We start from the raw sequence: 15,690 nt of genomic DNA, 5'->3' as shown, positions 1-15,690 counted from the left end.
GTTGCCACCGTCAAAATGCCGAGTGGCTGGGGCAATCTTGGTCGAACCACCTTCCACACTTGCCTCGTGATCTTGGGCAAGCTGACAAGAACCCTGTTTGTCTATAAAATGACCTACATATTCCGACGACCCTTGGAGGTCGCCATGACTGTCAAAGCAAAAAAGGCACCGAAGGCTGAGAACCCGCACGTCGAAGCGGCTCAGCGTATTCGTCAGTTGGCACAGATCCTAGCTGGCGATCCTGATGAAGCTAAAGAATTTCGCACCAAGACTGGCGTGTTCACTGCCAAGGGCGATCTCACGGCCAGCTATCGATAAATGTACCAACAGCTCCCCTCATTCGTCCTGGGCTTCCACGGGTGTGATCGAAAAGTAGGGGAGTTAATTCTGGCCGGCGAGCACGTGTCGCCGAGCATCAATGATTACGACTGGCTTGGTGAAGGCAGCTACTTCTGGGAAAACAGTCCAGAACGGGCGCTCAGCTACGCAGAACATCTCCAAAAGCATTCCAAACGTGGCAAGGGATCAATAAAAGACCCCTTCGTTGTCGGTGCTGTCATCGACTTGGGCTTGTGCCTGAACCTCACTGATGAAGGTGCATTGCTGCAGCTCGAAGGTGCATACGAGGTTCTAGTGACAACGTCGTCCGACGTTCTGCCAGTCAATGTGCCTGGTTTCAACGGCGATCAGGACAATCTGAAGCGGCACCTCGATTGCGCCGTGTTCCAGACGCTGCACCATGCTCGAGGTGAGGTTGGCCTTCCACCTTATGCTTCAGTGCGCTCCCCCTTCCTGGAAGGCCCTGAATTGTTTCCCGGCACCTTCTTTCGGAAGCAAACGCATATCCAGATATGCGTTCGAGACGTGCGCTGCATCAAGGGCTATTTCCGGCCATTGAACTCAGACGGTACGCTCTTCCAGATCTAGAGTCTGAAAGTAGCGTACTCATGGCGCTGCTTGAGGTGTCTGCTATTGCAGCCAGCTCTCTACCGCTTCTGCACCGAACTCAGATTTCCAGCTTTTGAGCACCTTGTGATTCCCGCCTTTGGTCTCAACAACTTCGCCGGTTTTGGGGTGTTTGTAGACTTTGATCTTGCGCTCAGATCGCCTGCTAGTCGGCACCGTGACATTGACTCTGGGCTGCGGATCCAAGATCGAGATGATGCCGCGCAGGTTGACACCGTATTTCTCCATGAGTGCACGAAGCTTGGTCTCGAACTCGATCTCACGCTTCAGCTCGTTGTCGTTCTTCAGCGCTTCGAGTTGCTTCAGTTGTTCTGCTAGTGATGCTTCAAGCGCTTTGTACTCTGCGATTTTCGACATGCTTTAGGTTTTCCCCATGATTGAGTGTTGGACAGGCATGTATAACGATAACCTATCTCTCCACGCATTCGCGAAGCATTTCTACGTCGACGGAGACATACTCTAGCGTCGTCTTGATATTCGTGTGCCCAAGTAACTCCTTGACGAGGTGAAGGTTTCTCTCAGGCTTCTTCATCAGATCTGTCCCCATCGTATGCCGGAATCTGTGCGGCGATATTTTAGAGTTGGCTATTTCAGAGATTTTGGCGTAGCAGGCTTCCACCTGCCAGCAGTTCATTTCCAAGCGCCGATGGTGTGAGCTGAATCTATTCACATTGAAGAGCTGGTCTTTAGAACTGAATTTCTGCAGGCGGGCGCGATCCACCAGCATCGTTATCCATGGAAGATACTTGCTTGAGATAGGGATAGGGTATTCCCGCTTATTCTTGGATCCTTCAATGGATGCGATAATCAAGCGATCCTTCAGCCTCACATCTGCCAACTTAATATTGAGAACTTGGTTCAGGCGTAGCCCCGTTGAATAAAATGTTTCGTTCACTACCTGCCAGAACCATGCCGGCGTGATGCGGCTTCGCTCGTTATGACCATGCTCCCAAGCATCCATTTGAGCCAGTATCCACCTGGCTTGCGCGATTTGCTCCAGGTTCAATGTCTTCTTGGGTTTCTTCGGTTCTGATACGGCAGTACCTTTGAATGGGTTCTTCGATCCGGTGAGTAGCCCTTGATCCAGCCCAAAATTCCATAGTGCTCGTAAATGCCGCATGTAGCTGTTCCAGCTCACTTCTTTCATCTGCTTGAGCGCAGTGCTACGCCAGCGCAGAACGTCCCTCGGCGTCAGTTGGTCTGGGTGACTCAGATCCACTGATAACATATATTTTTGTAGTTGCCTGGACGCGCCTCGATAGCTCTCCTGTGATCGCGCTCTAAGATGTCTAGCAAAAAAGTATTCTTCTAGTAGTTGTTCAAGTGTCAGCATGAGCGACTACTCTCCCTGCTCAAGGCTAAGGAAAGGGTTGTCAGGTGGTATCGAATCGAACAGCTTATTGGGGTCTATTAGTAGATAGCCTTGAAGGCTGCTTCGAGCTTTATTTTGCCCAATGACACGACACTTCCAAATATTCAGTCCTGTGCTGGTTTTCTTATGTAGGCGCAGTTTCTGGAATTGCTTTTGTACCTCCTTCCAGTTATCGGACTCTTTGTTATTAGCACTGGATTTGATCCGCGATGGATGTTCCATTACGAATCTCTGGAAGATGCCAGGTGTGACGATAAAAGCCGTACCAGCAACCGCATGGACTTTTGCTTTTGCGTCGTTAATGACAATTCGTCGATTTTTCAACCCTTCCCCGAGCCATACGATGAATCGCTGCCCCAGTTCCTCTCCCTCCCATAATTCCCTGGAAGACATTGGTGCAGCACTGCTTGATTCACGTCCGACCTCAGCTTCTGCTGGGGTAGTTTGGGCGCAAGCTTGGGATGATGCCTTAATGCCATTATTGAGTGTATCCGAATCTGGCGCATCGTCCTCTCGGATTGTTGCAACTGTTGACTCAGGCCGTGTCGTGCCCCGCATCAAGAGTTCAAGCTCATCCGGCTCGTTGTCAAAGCTGGGCAGTGCAGTCATGTAGATCGAGGAGAGCTCCTCTTGGAGATCGTCTAAGGGGATCTCGAAGTCCATATGTGGAGGGGGGGAGAGGGGCGAAGAAGTGGACAGGGTTGCCGCTGATCCCATCTGTTGGACACTTGTGGTACCGGCGGTACCGCTTTCTGCCCCCAGATCCCTCTCGACGATGACCGTGCCAGTGAAGGATGTGGGTCTTTCATCTCCCGCCGCCCAGATCAGGGCTGGCGAGACTTTGAGCATTGTCAGCGTCTGCTTCCATCCGCTCGGATCCTGGATCGTGCAGTTCCAGATGGCTTTCGGATCATCACCAGGTGTTGGTTGGATGATGCCGTGGCCCTGCATCTCATCGAACAGCCTGGAGTTGCGCGTTGGGACGCCTTCCATGCCCTGGCTCATCAATAGGGCGCGCAGCCGATCCGAGACCGGCTTGCTCACTAGCCATAGGGCGTCATCGGTGAGCCAGCCACTGGCACCTGGCTGGTTCAGCCTAAATGGCGTATCCCCCGCGGATTCGCGAATCATCTGCCGCAGGCCACGAATGAGTCTGCCTTGCAGGGAGTCCTGTGGTGCAGTCATCACGGCCATGGCTTTTGCTGGGTTGCCGCCCAGCGCCTTGGCCACGGACGCCTTGTCGGCTTTGATAACGATTTCGCCGAGGGCGCCGGCCTGCTCATAGTGGCCGCTCAGCACGAACGCTAGCTGGCCGAAGAGCATAGGGACGCCAGCGATCCAGTCCAGTACCTCTGATGAGAGTATCTGGCTGACTAATAGGCTTCCTGCCGCAGGGTGTTGGTGGTAGTCCCGGCCGCGCACGAACATCATGCGGTACTGCTCGGTGATCGGGCCGTGCCACGGGCGCCAGATCTTGCCGCTGGCAAGCTCCACGCGCTGATCGACCGCTATCTTGCCGATGTCATGGAGCAGTGCGGCGTATGCCACTCCGGCCGTCCATGCTTCAGCTTGGGCAGCTTGATCTTCTGGAGCAGCACCAGGTGGAAGTAGATGGCTCTGCCTCAGCTTCAGCGCGTAGGCGATGATCTCAAGACCGTGATCGAGCATGCCACCAGGGTACGCATGGTGGTGCATCTCCGAAGCGGGAAGCAGCTGCACCAACGCCGTGTAGCGGCGGATCGGATCCATGTAGAGCTGCTCGAAATGAGCCTTCGACATAGATGTGCGCTGCCATATGATTTCCAGCAAGCGCTGCCGCAGAGGGGTGCCCAGTAGAGTATCGGCTGACTCAGGGCGGGTGTAGCTATCAGGAATGACAGCCCTTGGCTCTGCCACTGCTGCCTTGGGCGAAAAAAAGGTCAACAGTTTGGACATGGCATTCATGGGCGGGCTCCGGCAGCCTTTTGCTTTTCCAATCGACCGATCCAGAGCCCTTTACGGGTAGGGCCTTTCCCATTGATCCCCCTTCCCTTATGCCCTTACCAGCCGTTTCTGGGCCATTTCCTCGCATCGCCAGGGGCTGGGGCAATGGGAATTCATCTTTTGCCGGAAGATGAATTCCGCGTGCAGCAGCCCTGCGCTGCGGACGGAGTAGGTGGAATCCCATTTTCCGTGAACGCCAACAGCAGGCAGAGGCCGGGTATTCCCCCGGCCTTTTCTTTGTCCTACTATGTCAGGATTGATAGCAATAGACTGCTTAGGGTGATAGATGCCTAAGGCCATCGTTGTCGAGGATGACCAGCTGGAGCAAGCGGTAAAGGTAGCCAAAGTCAGCAGCGCCGAGAATGGCATCAGGGACGCCGCTCTGCTGCTCGCCTGCTTCGGTACGGGAATGACCGTTACCGAGCTGTGCCTGCTAAGCGTGAGCGACTATCTGGACGAAGCCGGGGGCATTCTGCGCGATTCCCAGGTGAGGGCCGAGATAGCCTACAACCACAAGCCCCGACCGCTGTGCTGGACGAACAAGAAGCTGACCAATGCCATTGACTCCCACTTGGCCGAGCGCCTGGAGCGCGGGCATGGGGTATCGAGTCGGAAGGCAGCATATCGCGGCCTTGACCCGGCCTCGCCGCTGTTCGTGTCTGGCCGCACTGGCGAAGGGCTCAAGCTCAGCGCCAAACAGCGGGACGGCAAGACCTATTACAGCGCGACACAGCTCAGCCGGTTGTTCACCCGGCTTTTCGAGCAGGCGGGCATAGAGGGCGCGAGCGCCCAGTCAGGCCGGCGCACGCTGGCGGTGAAGCTCAAGCGCCGTGGGATCGATCTGCGGCATATCAGCGAGATACTAGGCATCGAGAGCCTGGAAGCGGTTAAGCGGCTCTGCGCGGGCGATCCTGCCCGCCTGGGCGACATAGTGCGGAGAATCCTGTGAGCAGAAACGAAAAAGGCCCACCTTGCGGTGAGCCTTTCTTTTCGCATGTCCCCAGGGGGAGGCTTTCGCCAACAAGTCCCGGAGCTAGTGGGGTAATCCTATTGCTCAAATTTGATCACGTCAAGGAGATCGACCTTGCTGGCATCTGCTGCTGACATTCGGGCCATTGAAGGCGTCATTTCACTGCAGCGGCTCAGCACCTACGCGGCGGCGCAGGGCATGCAGAACTCAAGGCGGGTACTAGAGCTGTATGCCTGGAACGCCGAGGTTTCAGGAGCGTTCATGCTGCCACAGCAAATCTGCGAGGTTGCTGTGCGCAACGCTGCGTCAGAGGTGCTGGGGGCCGTATACGGCCCGCAGTGGCCGTGGGCGGTTGGCTTAGAGAGAAGCCTGCCAGACCCGAAGTTTGGCTTTAGCCTACGGAAGGAGCTTGCTTCTGGAAGGGCAAAAGCTCCCGCTGGAAACACGAACAAGGTCATCCCTGAGATGAAGTTCGCTTTCTGGGTTCGTCTGTTCACCCAGCGTTTCGATAGCCGTTTGTGGATTCCTCACTTGCACGCTTCGTTTCGAGGCTTGCCGCCAGGGCTCACAGCTCAGCAGTGCCGGCAGATGATCTATGACGAACTTGACAAGGTAAGGGGCATCCGCAACCGCATTGCCCATCACGAACCAATTTTTCAGAGAAACCTTACAGCCGACTATGCTCGGATGATCAGGCTGGTTAAGTGGCGATGCCCTCGCACTGCCGCTTGGCTCAACGAAGTTGAGAGCGTCCGGGCACTCATCAAGAAACGACCATGACTTTGGGGTTGCAATGGCAATGCCGTAGGCATTGGAGAGGATGAAAGCGTGGCCCTCGGGTAGCGCGATTCGCTTGGTAGCCTGAGGGTAGCCAGTAGCTGGGGATAAGCGCCGGCCATCCCCCCCAATGCCTGGGGCCAAGTTAGTAGAGAATGGGGGCACTATGAATATTGAGGTTCGCTCGATCAAAGGACACTTCCGGGAACAGGACGGCTCGTTGAACCAGGGATCACTGGTGCTGATTGATGTTCCAGGTAAGGGCATCTGCACCGAGGGCGGGCGCCAGGTTCGCGCCCGCCGTTTCAGGGCTAGCGATGGAGTCAACCGTATTGAGCTGTATGGTTCCGACATCGGTTTCGACTTTCTACCCGACGAAGGCGAGTGTGAACGGGAAGGAATCCCGGTTGATCCTGCTGAATGAAGGAAAACGCCGATGGATATTTTTCGTAAGTTCGCTATCCGCAAGGCCGAGGTAATCGCCGCCAAGTTGAAAGGCGTGGAGGTCAACCCTCACGCCCGGCAGGCGAGCATTTCGATTCGCGCAGAGGATGACCCGCGCTCAGAGCTGCGCATGATCCTCGGCCGCGCTGAACTGGAAGACCTGCACCGCCGTATTGGTGTTGCCCTGGGCGAATTGCCCGCGAACTGATCAAGGAATCGGGTCATGAGCGATTTTGCCCTGCTGGACAAGCTGAAGCATCTGCGCGGCCTCGACACCGCTGAGCTGTCGATGATGGCAGGCATTGTTGCTCGAAGCGAAACGCCTACTGCTGAAGCGCTGATTCTGAAGCTGAACGAAACCATTAACGAATTGCGCGCTGAGGTTCGCTGGCTCAAGCCTGAGCCAAACATGCGCCGCATGAAGTAGCGAGGAAATTACCATGCTGTTACTCACCCGCCGCGTTGGCGAAACCCTGAACATAGGCGATGAAATCACCGTCACCGTGCTCGGTGTCCAGGGCAATCAAATCCGCATAGGTGTAAACGCGCCGAAGAACATCGAGGTGCACCGTGAGGAAATCTACCGACGCATCCAAGGCGCTCGGCCGAACCTCACCAACCGCTAAGGAAAACACCCGATGCTTGAGTTTGAGAACCACGCACCCAACCTCGCAGCTCTGCTGCCTTATGCGGTCGTATTTTTCGCGGGGCTGATCGTTGGTATGGCCGCAGGTGCTTACCTCGTTTACCAAAAGTTGAAGTGATCAGGGAACACGCTGTGAATATTCTATGCCTGCTAGGGCGACACGACTTCGAAATCGCCCATGGCCACCCTGACGGCAAGCTGGGTTACTGCATTCACGAATGCACCAGGTGCAGCAAAGCAGTCCTGAGCGATCCTGGTTCGGGCGGCTCGTACCCAATCCTCAATACTCAGGCCGCTATCGAACGGGATGCCTCGAAAGCAGCCCAGGGCAACCATCACTGAATCCACGGAAAACGACGATGGCCACCATCGACCCGAACCAATCCGCCGACAAGCTGATCGTTCAGCGAGCGGCAGCCAGCGCCGGCTACAAGGGTGCAGCAGTGCGGGTCGCTGACGGCAAAATCGGTCTCTGCACCTCGACCTATAACCACAGCCAGGATGATGCGACCAAGGCCGAAATTGCCCGCCGTGTCGCGGCGCTCTGGAACATCGCAATTGGTATCTCAACGGCGGAACTTGAAGCGGCGGATGCGTCCGGCTTCAAGCTTCGCAAGTGACAGGAAAACGCCCAGGGCCACTACCACCCGGATCGCCGCGATGCAGTGATGGAGTTGCTGCGGGAAATCATGGGCACGTGGACCCTGACACTTGCAGCCCAGGCCGCGAATACCAGCGAGCAGAGCGTCATCGCGGCGCTGGCCAACCACGAGCATCTACGGATCGGAACGGCCGTTGTCGCACGCGGCATCGCGGCCGAGTTGTACGAACCCAGTTAGGAAGGAAAACTGAATGGTGTCGATTCTGAAAAGGCCATCCCAAGAGATCGTTATTTCCGAGCCCGACCTTCAAGTAGCCTTATCTCACCTTCAGGGCCTGCCCTTTTCGAGGACGAAAGGCATGCCGAAACAGTGGGGCCGCGAGTGGGTTTTGCAGTGCCTGCGCGAGGCTCTGGAGCAGAGGCCTAAAGGCGCAATAGGTGAGCGGTCGTGTGTTCCATTTGGGCCTGGCTTGTGGGCTATCGTGGTGCCCTTCGGCATCGACCTGGCCGGGGCGGATCGTCCAGATGGGCGGCTCCAAGTTTGGATTCTGACGCGCCCCGTGGGCACTGACCCGCTGGCCGTTACCAACGTATAGGAAATCGCCCGTCCACCAAGGTGGACAGGAATTTCAAAGACTTAGGAGGTCGGGGTTGATAGGTGTATGACGACCAGTATCAGTCCCCCGACGATACGTTAGATCTCGCCGCGAGCTTTAGCCGCAGCGAAATCTTGAAACACCTTAGCGATCAAAGCCTCTCCAGCAGCAACCGAGGAAACGGCTCTGGATACCACCACCTCTCCGTCGTGCAAAACAACGGCGAGATACGGAAGGCCAGCGGCAGGCGGATCGTAGACAACACCTTTCATGATCTTGCTCCAATAGAATCACCGACATTGGTGACACACGATACATGGCGGCCATATGAAAGATATCAACCCCGCAGGACAGAATAATGCGCCGCCAGATTCGTAGAAAAACCTTCGAAATACGAGCATCCAAGCGATTCTACCTCTTGCCCCGCTGGGATCTCTCAGTTCCAGGTTGCGCCTTGTTCAACTGGCTTGGCATTCTGGTACTCATCAGCCCTGGCTCTGGCGAGCTAGATGCTTAGGGAAGCGTCCCCGGAAAAGCTTTGATCGGCCATAACCACCACCCGGACTGGTCATAGATAGGAAAACGACAAGATACACCCAAGCCCAGCCATCGAGCTGGGCAGCGGCAGTAGAAGGATGTCGCACTGGCGTCCAATCCATCGAAGGACTGACTGTATGAATTTGTTTTCGTATCAAGGGCCCGTTGATCTGATGCTGCGCTACGGTGAAGTGCCAGGCCTGACCCGCATTGCCGACCGGCCTGGAGTCGAGCTAAAGGTCAACCATCCAGGGTTGGGTCAAGAGGTTGAGGTCAGCATTGATTCAGACCTTCGGTTGGATCTCGCCAAAGGGCCGACCTCGGCCCGCCTTCAGTTACCCGACGGGAAGGTGATTGCCGGGCGAATTGTCCGTCAACTGGTCAGTGGGTTTGGTTTCATGCTGATTGAGGATAAAGACTGTAGCTGGCCTACTGAGGTCTGAGGAAAGCGCTGTAGATCGCCAGCCCGCCAAGTCCCGGGCTTTGGCAGTATCAGCCCGCGGCTTATTGTGAGAACTCGCAAAATGTACGTACTTCAAGGATTCGTTGAGATTGGTCAGGATGCAGCAGCGGTAGTTGGTAATGGTACCCCCAGCGTAGTTGGCGTATTCACTGACTCGATCCAGACCTGCATGATCGCAGCCGTTGAATGCGATAAAGGATTCGTGGTCGTTCATGATTCTGCCCAGCTTCAGCTCCCCGCAATCGCTGCACTGTTCATGACCATGGGCCGCTGCAAAAAGCTGTCAGTAGTTGTCCCAGCCGGCAGCCAGGACCAGCATTCAGAGCGTATTACCCGTCTTAAAAGGATTACTGGTGTTGCAGCAAAAAACTTCACCAAACTGACCGTTTCATCCTCTTGTTATGCAGTGTCCTATACCACCAATGGAGGAATGGAAGTACAGGCACACGGCGCTACATCTGCTTCGCATCCACTCCCGGAGAAGGGGATCAGAACCTCAGTCGCAGAGGTCAACAACTTCTTCATCAAGTCAAATTCACAATCGCTCGCGGTCGATGTTCAGTTCAGCGGCGGAAGGTACAACGCTGTCAAGCCGATCCAGAAGACAGTCGAGCAGCTAATGAAAATTCTCAGCGAACAGCCTAAGTACTTTTTCAACAACGCAGCCCTGCTATACGCGGCGAATGATCTGGGCTTACTAGTTCTCCCATCAGATATTGTCAAATTCGTTGAAGACAACGCGCTTCAGCCCTATCGCACAAGTGTCGTGCCTGAGCATGATCATCAACGGCAAGGAATACTCTTCAACAAATTTGTGTCGAGCCGCAGCTTTTAAGGACTGACCGCCACCGCTTCGAGCGGTCGGTTACTGACAGTCTCAGACACAACGGAAAACACCCATGGCCAAGGTTCACTACTGGCGCAGTGGCAATCGCACCCACTGCCGATATTCATCGCGGCCCAGTCGGGTGAAGCTCAAGATGGTAGGCCTTCCCGAATTCCTGGATGTGAATACCGATCTGTAATGCACTGACTGCCTTCTGGCCGCTCAACGTGATGTGCTTCTGGCGAAGATCGGCAAAGGCTCCAATCTGCCATGCGAGCAGGCTGCTGAGGCGGCTTCCGCCCAGTCTTGAATCGACAAAGGAAAACCCCATTGCCGTCAACGCCACACCGCGTCTGAACCTCGGCGCAGGCCAAGGCGTTGACACTCAGAGCTTATCGGCAGCCAACTGACCAAAGTTGATCCAGCCTGGTTGTGTAACTCTGACTCATCATTTCGCGACGCATCCCCCATTCGGGGGACAGCTCGACACGACCTGGTCGAAGCGTTCCTCGGCCCCATTTCGCATTGATCTCGTCCAGCACGGCCATAACTTTTGTCGACTCAGCTGACTGCTGGGGGGCGAACAGGTCGCCGGTGATCTCCGTGCGTTGGCACAGATCGAGCAGCATGACTTCAGCCTTGCTGTACGAGAAACCTGCTCTATAGGCCTGCTCCAGCGCGAGCATCGCGTAGTGCGTGATCATCCGGGTATCATCCGTCGCCCACGGCAATTGCAGCGCCACGCCTTTCGCGTACTTGGCTTCATCCGGGTTATGCATACCGGTGCGCACGCCGACGCGGATCTGCCGGCACACTGACTGCTGTGCCCGGAGCTTCTCGCACGCTGTAGCGGTGTAAGTGGCTACGGCCTGGCGAATGGACTCGATATCACGAAGTCGCGTGCCGAACATCCTGCTCGAGCAAATTTCCTTCTTTGGAGAAGCCGCCTCCTCAAGCGCCAAGCACGGCGTGCCTCGCAGCTCGCGAGCAGTCTTCTCGATAACGACGCTGAACTGTTTGCGCAGTGTCCATGCGTCGGCTTGCGCGAGATCCCATGCAGTTCTGATGCCTTGCGAGTTGAGGTGTGCGGTCATTCGCCGGCCGACACCCCACACGTCACTCACCGGCAGAACCTTCAGCACCTTATCGCGCCGATCAGGCTCACGCAGATCGACTACACCGCCGGTTTGCTTCTGCCACTTCTTGGCAGAGTGATTGGCCAGCTTCGCCAGCGTTTTCGTGTTGGCGATGCCGATACCGGTTGGGATACCCGTCCACTTGAGCACGCGCGAGCGAATATCCCGGCCGAGCTGCTCGATGTCTCCCGGCATCCCGGTCAGGTCGGCAAAAGCCTCGTCGATGCTGTACACCTCAACCGCAGGAACCATACCCTCAATAACCGCCATAACCCGTTCCGACATATCGCCGTAGAGTGCGTAGTTGCTGCTGAAGGCCTGAATGCCATGACGCCTGAGGTCGTTTTTGATCTGAAAGTAGGGGGCGCCCATCTGCACGTAGGGTTTTGCATCTGCAGACCTGGCGATCACGCAGCCGTCGTTGTTACTGAGCACCACCAGCGGAATCCTCCGAAGGTCGGGACGAAAGACGCGCTCACAGCTGCAATAGAACGAATTGCAGTCGATCAACGCGACGATAGGCTCAAGCATGACGGCGGAACATGCGCAGACCGCCCTTTACTACACCCCACACCTCGAACTGCTCACCCTCAAGTACGTATCGAGGGGCATACCCGGGGTTCTCTGACCGAAGAACCACTTGGTTGCCTTCCCGGGTGTAGGTCTTTACGAGCGGGTCATTGTCGATCGCACCGATGATCACGTCACCGGAAACTGCATCGAGAGAGCGATCGACTATGACCACGTCATCGTCGAAAAGGCCGACGCCGATCATGCTGTCACCCACGATTCGCACGTAGTATGACTGGGGCGCGAATACATTCAGAAGCTCGTCCAGCGAGATCTTTTTCTCAATGTGGTCTTGCGCAGGGCTCGGGAACCCAGCCGGCACGCGGAAAGAAAAAAGGGCAGCTCGATATCGGAGCTGCCCAACTGGCCAAGAATGACGGCGTTGCCCATGGCGGAAGAACCTGCTAATAACTGTATGCATATACAGATACCAAATCCGGAATATCGCGGTCAAAGCATTAGGATATCCACGCGACGACCGGAGAGTTCTATGTGCGGGCGATTCACACAGTACAAGTCAGTAGAACAGTACGCCAAAGCCCTGCAGGTGGGGCTGCTCGAGGGCAACTGGAATGAGCCCTTAGGGCGCTTCAACGTTCCCCCTCAGTCCAAAGCCCTGCTTCTGCACCAGGATGACCGGGGCGTCCATCCAACGCCTGTCCGCTGGGGATACACCCCACATTGGGCCGATGGCTCGCGGCCGCCTGCTATCAACGCCCGGATCGAGACGGTGGGCACGAGCAAATTCTGGGCCGGTATATGGAAGAGGGGCCGTGTGTTGGTTCCATCGGACGGCTGGTATGAGTGGAAGAAAGATCCAGATAATCCGGCAGTGAAGCAGCCATACCTGATCAAGCTCCGCAGTAACGAACCGATGTTCTTCGCCGGCATTGCCGATCTACCCTCGGATGAACACGAGAGCGGCGGGTTCGCGATAGTGACCGCCGCTAGCGACCAAGGCATGGTCGACATTCACGATCGGCGACCAGTTGTCCTTCGTCCAGATGTTGCGAGTGAGTGGTTAGACACTGGGTTGCTGCCCGAGCAAGCCGAAGATCTTGCTCGGCACCACGACACGTCGGTTGATGCCTTCGCTTGGTACCCGGTCGGAAGAGCAGTCGGCAGTGTGAAAAATCGGGGGGCTGAGCTGATCAAGGAGATCCGCGACCCTCTAATTTAAGTACCGTCGAGCAGCTCATCGCGAAGCACCAGTAGCGCGTCCGGCGCATCGACTGCTAGTTGCACTTGTCGGCCGCGAAGCTCAAGCACGTCGATGTTGATTCCGTCTGTCCTAAGTTGATCGAGTAACTCGGCTGAATCTGCGCCTGGTCGAAGGCTTAGGTTGAGGCTTTCACCGATTTTGCGTGTGAGCACGAGGTATCCCATGGTTAACCGTCCGTGGTTTGTTGCTATGGATAAGCCGAGGATAGCCGGCAATACCAGAGCGTCAACCAAGTGCAGGTGCATGTGGCCAGCGGCATACAAAGAAAAGCCACCCGAAGGTGGCTTGAAATCATGCTGCGATGAGTTGTCTGGCCAGGGCCATTTCGACCGAGTCTCCGTCCTGGTTTAACGAGTCGAGGCCGGACTCGGGCACGTCGCCCGACGTGCTCTGAGCCACGGCGATCTTCTTGGCCATCAGTTGCAGACAAGTAATCTGCGAGCTGCCGGCATAGCCCAGGAACACTACCCGTACCGGGTGCTTCTGGCCGATCCGCCATGACCGCCGCGCCGCCTGCTGCAGGGTGTACACGTTGTACCCCGTCTGCAGGAACGCGATAGTTGGGAAGTCTAGGAGATCCAGCCCAGTCTTCACCAACTCCGGGTTGGTGATCAGTACGTCGATACCTCGGTCGACCTGGTCGAGGATCCAATCCTCGCGCCTGGCCGTGTCCACCGATGCTCTAAGTACAGCCACTTTCAACCCGGCCTGCTCGAGGACTCGCTTCAACCTTGCGGTGGTATCACGTGTCCCGCTGTAGACGGTGTAGGCCAGCACCTTGCGTCCGTTTGCCTTCTCCTGCAGACAGAGGTCGACCAGTGCCTGCTCCTTGGGCATCAGCTCCCCATCCCCGAAGATTGATGGCACGAAGGCCAGCAACTCTCGGGTGCGTGGGTGTTTCACCGTTTCGGGCCGAAAGCAGCAGTCAGGCCAGGCCAGCAGCACGTTGAGTACCACGCCCAGAAGTGTGGTATCTCGCTGTGCCAATGCCTGGCGAAGCTCTGCCGTCAGCTTGCTCGCCAGGCGCTGGTAGGCTGAGAGCTGCTCCGGCGCCATGGGGACGTCGACGAACTCCTCGGTGTAATTGGGCAATACGTTGCCACCGATGTCCTTAAGCTTCAGGAACACGGTGAACGGCAGCACGAATCGGTGGATACCTTTCGGGCCGAAACCCGGGGCTTTCACTGTTCGTACCGAGAGTTTCTTACCCTTGGCTGTCTTGTGCGAGTTGCCGTCACGCTCGGTGTAGATGTCCTTCAGGACGCCGTGATCGCGCATGAACGACATGGCGGCGGGCGCCATGCTGCCTCGTGCATTCGGCCGATACCCGTCCTCGATCATGCGCTGGGTGAGGATGCGGAACAGGAGGTAGAACAGGTCATCGGCGTAGCCGCCCATAAGTGTCCCGGTCAGCAGCACGGTTTTCCGTGCCTTCGCCGCCAGCACACCCATGGCTTGGCCCTGGGCGGAACCACTGTTCTTGTACTCGTGCCCTTCGTCCACGATCAGTAGGTCGAAGAAGCCATCAGGCAGGTAGCGCTTGATGAACTCCGTAGGCTGATACCCACCTTGCCCAAAGCCGAACTCGATGTTGGCCATGGCGCGTTCCATGCGCTTGGCCTGGCGGTCGCTGAAGACGAAGTTGCCCTTGGCGTCCATGAGGTTCACGAACTCCGAGACGTTGTCCACAAGCATCGAGGCTATGAAGTCCTCGCCGAAGTCCTTCAGCAGCCGTTCGGCCCGAACTGGCCCGATGGTGGGGATGCGACACATCGACTTGAGGATCGTTGCGCGGCGGTCTCCACCATCTGCTTTGCCAGGCCTCATCAACGTCCAGAGTGGGCTGTGGCAGTGCGTGCAGTTCTGGCGGCGATCGCCACGGTAGAACTCATCCACCGTGACCAGGTTGCCTTCCAGATCCTCGAGGACTTGGCCGCAATCCGGGCAGGCAGCCAACAGTTGTCCGCCGGCGGCACGTTTCTTCCAGCAGACTAGCCTCCAGTGGAATCCCATCCGCATCCTGACGCGGCCGAGGATGAAGAACTCCTGGCGACCGTCATAGAGCAGACCGAGTTGGTCGCGCAACTTCAGAAGTTTGACCAGGGTGTCGGGGCCGTTCAGTACCCAGACGCGAGCGTCTGGAATGGTTTCGAGGATCTCGCGCCGCCATTTGTAGACCAAATGGGGCGGTGAGATAACCAGGCTACGGCGGTAGCCGGCAGCGTGCATGACCGCTGCGACAGCGATGGCCATCATGGTTTTTCCGGTACCCATTTCGGCATTGATGATGCCGGCCTGCTCGTTGCGATCCAGGAGCAATGCTGAAATTGCTTGCACGACGTCGGCCTGAGCAGGGAAGGGTTTACGCTTGAGGTTGTCCATCACCTGCTGGCGGGCGCCATTGGCTGCACCAGTGTAGACAGGTGGGTTGGAGCGGTTGAGGGAACTCAGCAGCTCATCGCCGAACTCGTCGATGAAGTCAGTAAGGTTGATGGTCACTGGGTCAGAGGTGGCCATCGAGGCCTGGGTCAGTGCGTTCATGATGCTTCTCCGTAGAAAAGCAGGGCACGCACGAATCCCA

The 15,690-nt window shown here is 56.6% G+C and carries 23 protein-coding genes; 14 read left to right on the top strand and 9 right to left on the bottom strand.

Features of this window, described 5'->3' with window-relative positions; genetic code table 11:
• Positions 1-144 precede the first annotated feature (144 nt).
• Together BVH03_RS26450 and BVH03_RS18020 are read left to right on the top strand one after the other, a co-directional pair.
• Positions 145-318 carry a hypothetical protein gene (locus BVH03_RS26450; RefSeq protein WP_168175645.1) on the top strand — a complete coding sequence of 58 codons (174 nt, stop codon included), beginning with the start codon at positions 145-147 and terminating at the stop codon, positions 316-318.
• Positions 319-927 (top strand): hypothetical protein, encoded by a 609-nt coding sequence (locus tag BVH03_RS18020; protein ID WP_075962446.1) that lies wholly within the window; start codon positions 319-321, stop codon positions 925-927.
• 42 nt (positions 928-969) lie between these two features.
• On the opposite strand, the gene BVH03_RS18015 is transcribed toward BVH03_RS18020, so the two are convergent.
• The 3 genes from BVH03_RS18015 to mobH are packed head-to-tail and all read right to left on the bottom strand — an operon-like array spanning position 970 to position 4,282.
• A complete protein-coding gene (locus BVH03_RS18015; protein WP_075962445.1) occupies positions 970-1,323 on the bottom strand; it encodes a histone-like nucleoid-structuring protein, MvaT/MvaU family in 354 nt (117 codons plus the stop codon).
• 52 nt (positions 1,324-1,375) lie between these two features.
• Positions 1,376-2,299, bottom strand: a complete 924-nt coding sequence (locus BVH03_RS18010) for a tyrosine-type recombinase/integrase (RefSeq protein ID WP_083640105.1) — start codon at positions 2,297-2,299, stop codon at positions 1,376-1,378.
• Positions 2,300-2,305: 6 nt separating this feature from the next.
• Positions 2,306-4,282 carry a MobH family relaxase gene (mobH, locus tag BVH03_RS18005; protein WP_256574744.1) on the bottom strand — a complete coding sequence of 659 codons (1,977 nt, stop codon included), beginning with the start codon at positions 4,280-4,282 and terminating at the stop codon, positions 2,306-2,308.
• Positions 4,283-4,607: 325 nt separating this feature from the next.
• On the opposite strand from mobH, the gene BVH03_RS18000 reads away from it, so the two are divergent.
• The 9 genes from BVH03_RS18000 (at position 4,608) to BVH03_RS26445 (ending at position 7,997) form a co-directional block, all read left to right on the top strand.
• Entirely contained in the window at positions 4,608-5,270 is a 663-nt protein-coding gene (locus BVH03_RS18000; protein WP_075962444.1) for a tyrosine-type recombinase/integrase, read from the top strand.
• 135 nt (positions 5,271-5,405) lie between these two features.
• Positions 5,406-6,071 carry a hypothetical protein gene (locus BVH03_RS17995; RefSeq protein WP_083640104.1) on the top strand — a complete coding sequence of 222 codons (666 nt, stop codon included), beginning with the start codon at positions 5,406-5,408 and terminating at the stop codon, positions 6,069-6,071.
• Positions 6,072-6,234: 163 nt separating this feature from the next.
• Positions 6,235-6,492 carry a hypothetical protein gene (locus tag BVH03_RS17990; protein ID WP_075962443.1) on the top strand — a complete coding sequence of 86 codons (258 nt, stop codon included), beginning with the start codon at positions 6,235-6,237 and terminating at the stop codon, positions 6,490-6,492.
• 12 nt (positions 6,493-6,504) lie between these two features.
• A complete protein-coding gene (locus tag BVH03_RS17985) occupies positions 6,505-6,720 on the top strand; it encodes a hypothetical protein (protein WP_075962442.1) in 216 nt (71 codons plus the stop codon).
• A 15-nt stretch (positions 6,721-6,735) separates the two neighbouring features.
• Positions 6,736-6,939, top strand: a complete 204-nt coding sequence (locus BVH03_RS17980; RefSeq protein ID WP_075962441.1) for a hypothetical protein — start codon at positions 6,736-6,738, stop codon at positions 6,937-6,939.
• A gap of 13 nt (positions 6,940-6,952) precedes the next feature.
• Positions 6,953-7,138 carry a carbon storage regulator CsrA gene (gene csrA, locus BVH03_RS17975; RefSeq protein ID WP_075962440.1) on the top strand — a complete coding sequence of 62 codons (186 nt, stop codon included), beginning with the start codon at positions 6,953-6,955 and terminating at the stop codon, positions 7,136-7,138.
• Positions 7,139-7,150: 12 nt separating this feature from the next.
• Entirely contained in the window at positions 7,151-7,276 is a 126-nt protein-coding gene (locus BVH03_RS26950) for a hypothetical protein (protein ID WP_256574743.1), read from the top strand.
• Between the two features lie 241 nt (positions 7,277-7,517).
• Positions 7,518-7,778, top strand: coding sequence for a hypothetical protein (locus BVH03_RS17965; protein WP_075962439.1), 261 nt, complete (start codon positions 7,518-7,520; stop codon positions 7,776-7,778).
• A 48-nt stretch (positions 7,779-7,826) separates the two neighbouring features.
• Positions 7,827-7,997 (top strand): hypothetical protein, encoded by a 171-nt coding sequence (locus tag BVH03_RS26445; RefSeq protein ID WP_168175644.1) that lies wholly within the window; start codon positions 7,827-7,829, stop codon positions 7,995-7,997.
• A gap of 456 nt (positions 7,998-8,453) precedes the next feature.
• Here the strand turns inward: BVH03_RS26445 and BVH03_RS26440 are convergent, their stop codons facing one another.
• Entirely contained in the window at positions 8,454-8,627 is a 174-nt protein-coding gene (locus tag BVH03_RS26440; RefSeq protein ID WP_168175643.1) for a hypothetical protein, read from the bottom strand.
• A 402-nt stretch (positions 8,628-9,029) separates the two neighbouring features.
• Between BVH03_RS26440 and BVH03_RS17955 the strand changes: the two genes are divergently transcribed.
• Together BVH03_RS17955 and BVH03_RS26070 are read left to right on the top strand one after the other, a co-directional pair.
• The gene (locus BVH03_RS17955) at positions 9,030-9,335 is read left to right on the top strand and encodes a hypothetical protein (RefSeq protein ID WP_075962438.1); all 306 of its coding nucleotides are present in this window, start codon (positions 9,030-9,032) and stop codon (positions 9,333-9,335) included.
• 81 nt (positions 9,336-9,416) lie between these two features.
• Entirely contained in the window at positions 9,417-10,190 is a 774-nt protein-coding gene (locus BVH03_RS26070) for a hypothetical protein (RefSeq protein WP_143485998.1), read from the top strand.
• A 115-nt stretch (positions 10,191-10,305) separates the two neighbouring features.
• Here the strand turns inward: BVH03_RS26070 and BVH03_RS26435 are convergent, their stop codons facing one another.
• The 3 genes from BVH03_RS26435 to BVH03_RS17935 all read right to left on the bottom strand — a co-directional run bounded on the left by BVH03_RS26435 (position 10,306) and on the right by BVH03_RS17935 (position 12,308).
• Positions 10,306-10,512: a hypothetical protein gene (locus tag BVH03_RS26435; RefSeq protein ID WP_075962436.1), complete on the bottom strand. Its 207-nt coding sequence runs from the start codon at positions 10,510-10,512 to the stop codon at positions 10,306-10,308.
• A 61-nt stretch (positions 10,513-10,573) separates the two neighbouring features.
• Positions 10,574-11,848: a Y-family DNA polymerase gene (locus BVH03_RS17940; protein WP_075962435.1), complete on the bottom strand. Its 1,275-nt coding sequence runs from the start codon at positions 11,846-11,848 to the stop codon at positions 10,574-10,576.
• On the bottom strand, positions 11,841-12,308 hold the full coding sequence (locus BVH03_RS17935; RefSeq protein WP_083640115.1) for a translesion error-prone DNA polymerase V autoproteolytic subunit: 468 nt from the start codon (positions 12,306-12,308) through the stop codon (positions 11,841-11,843). Before BVH03_RS17935 ends, BVH03_RS17940 begins: the two co-directional genes overlap by 8 nt.
• 69 nt (positions 12,309-12,377) lie before the next feature.
• Between BVH03_RS17935 and BVH03_RS17930 the strand changes: the two genes are divergently transcribed.
• A complete protein-coding gene (locus BVH03_RS17930) occupies positions 12,378-13,067 on the top strand; it encodes an SOS response-associated peptidase family protein (RefSeq protein ID WP_075962434.1) in 690 nt (229 codons plus the stop codon).
• Here BVH03_RS17930 and BVH03_RS17925 read toward each other — a convergent pair.
• Together BVH03_RS17925 and BVH03_RS17920 are read right to left on the bottom strand one after the other, a co-directional pair.
• Entirely contained in the window at positions 13,064-13,273 is a 210-nt protein-coding gene (locus tag BVH03_RS17925; protein WP_075962571.1) for a carbon storage regulator, read from the bottom strand. The two genes, BVH03_RS17930 and BVH03_RS17925, sit on opposite strands and share 4 nt — an antisense overlap.
• A gap of 127 nt (positions 13,274-13,400) precedes the next feature.
• Positions 13,401-15,650: a DEAD/DEAH box helicase gene (locus tag BVH03_RS17920; protein ID WP_075962433.1), complete on the bottom strand. Its 2,250-nt coding sequence runs from the start codon at positions 15,648-15,650 to the stop codon at positions 13,401-13,403.
• Between the last annotated feature and the right edge of the window lie 40 nt (positions 15,651-15,690).

The organism is Pseudomonas sp. PA15(2017) (genome assembly GCF_001945395.1).
Taxonomy (GTDB): Bacteria; Pseudomonadota; Gammaproteobacteria; order Pseudomonadales; family Pseudomonadaceae; genus Aquipseudomonas.
The sequence above is the reverse complement of the archived record's forward strand: the minus strand, read 5'-3'. Positions and strand labels throughout refer to the sequence as shown.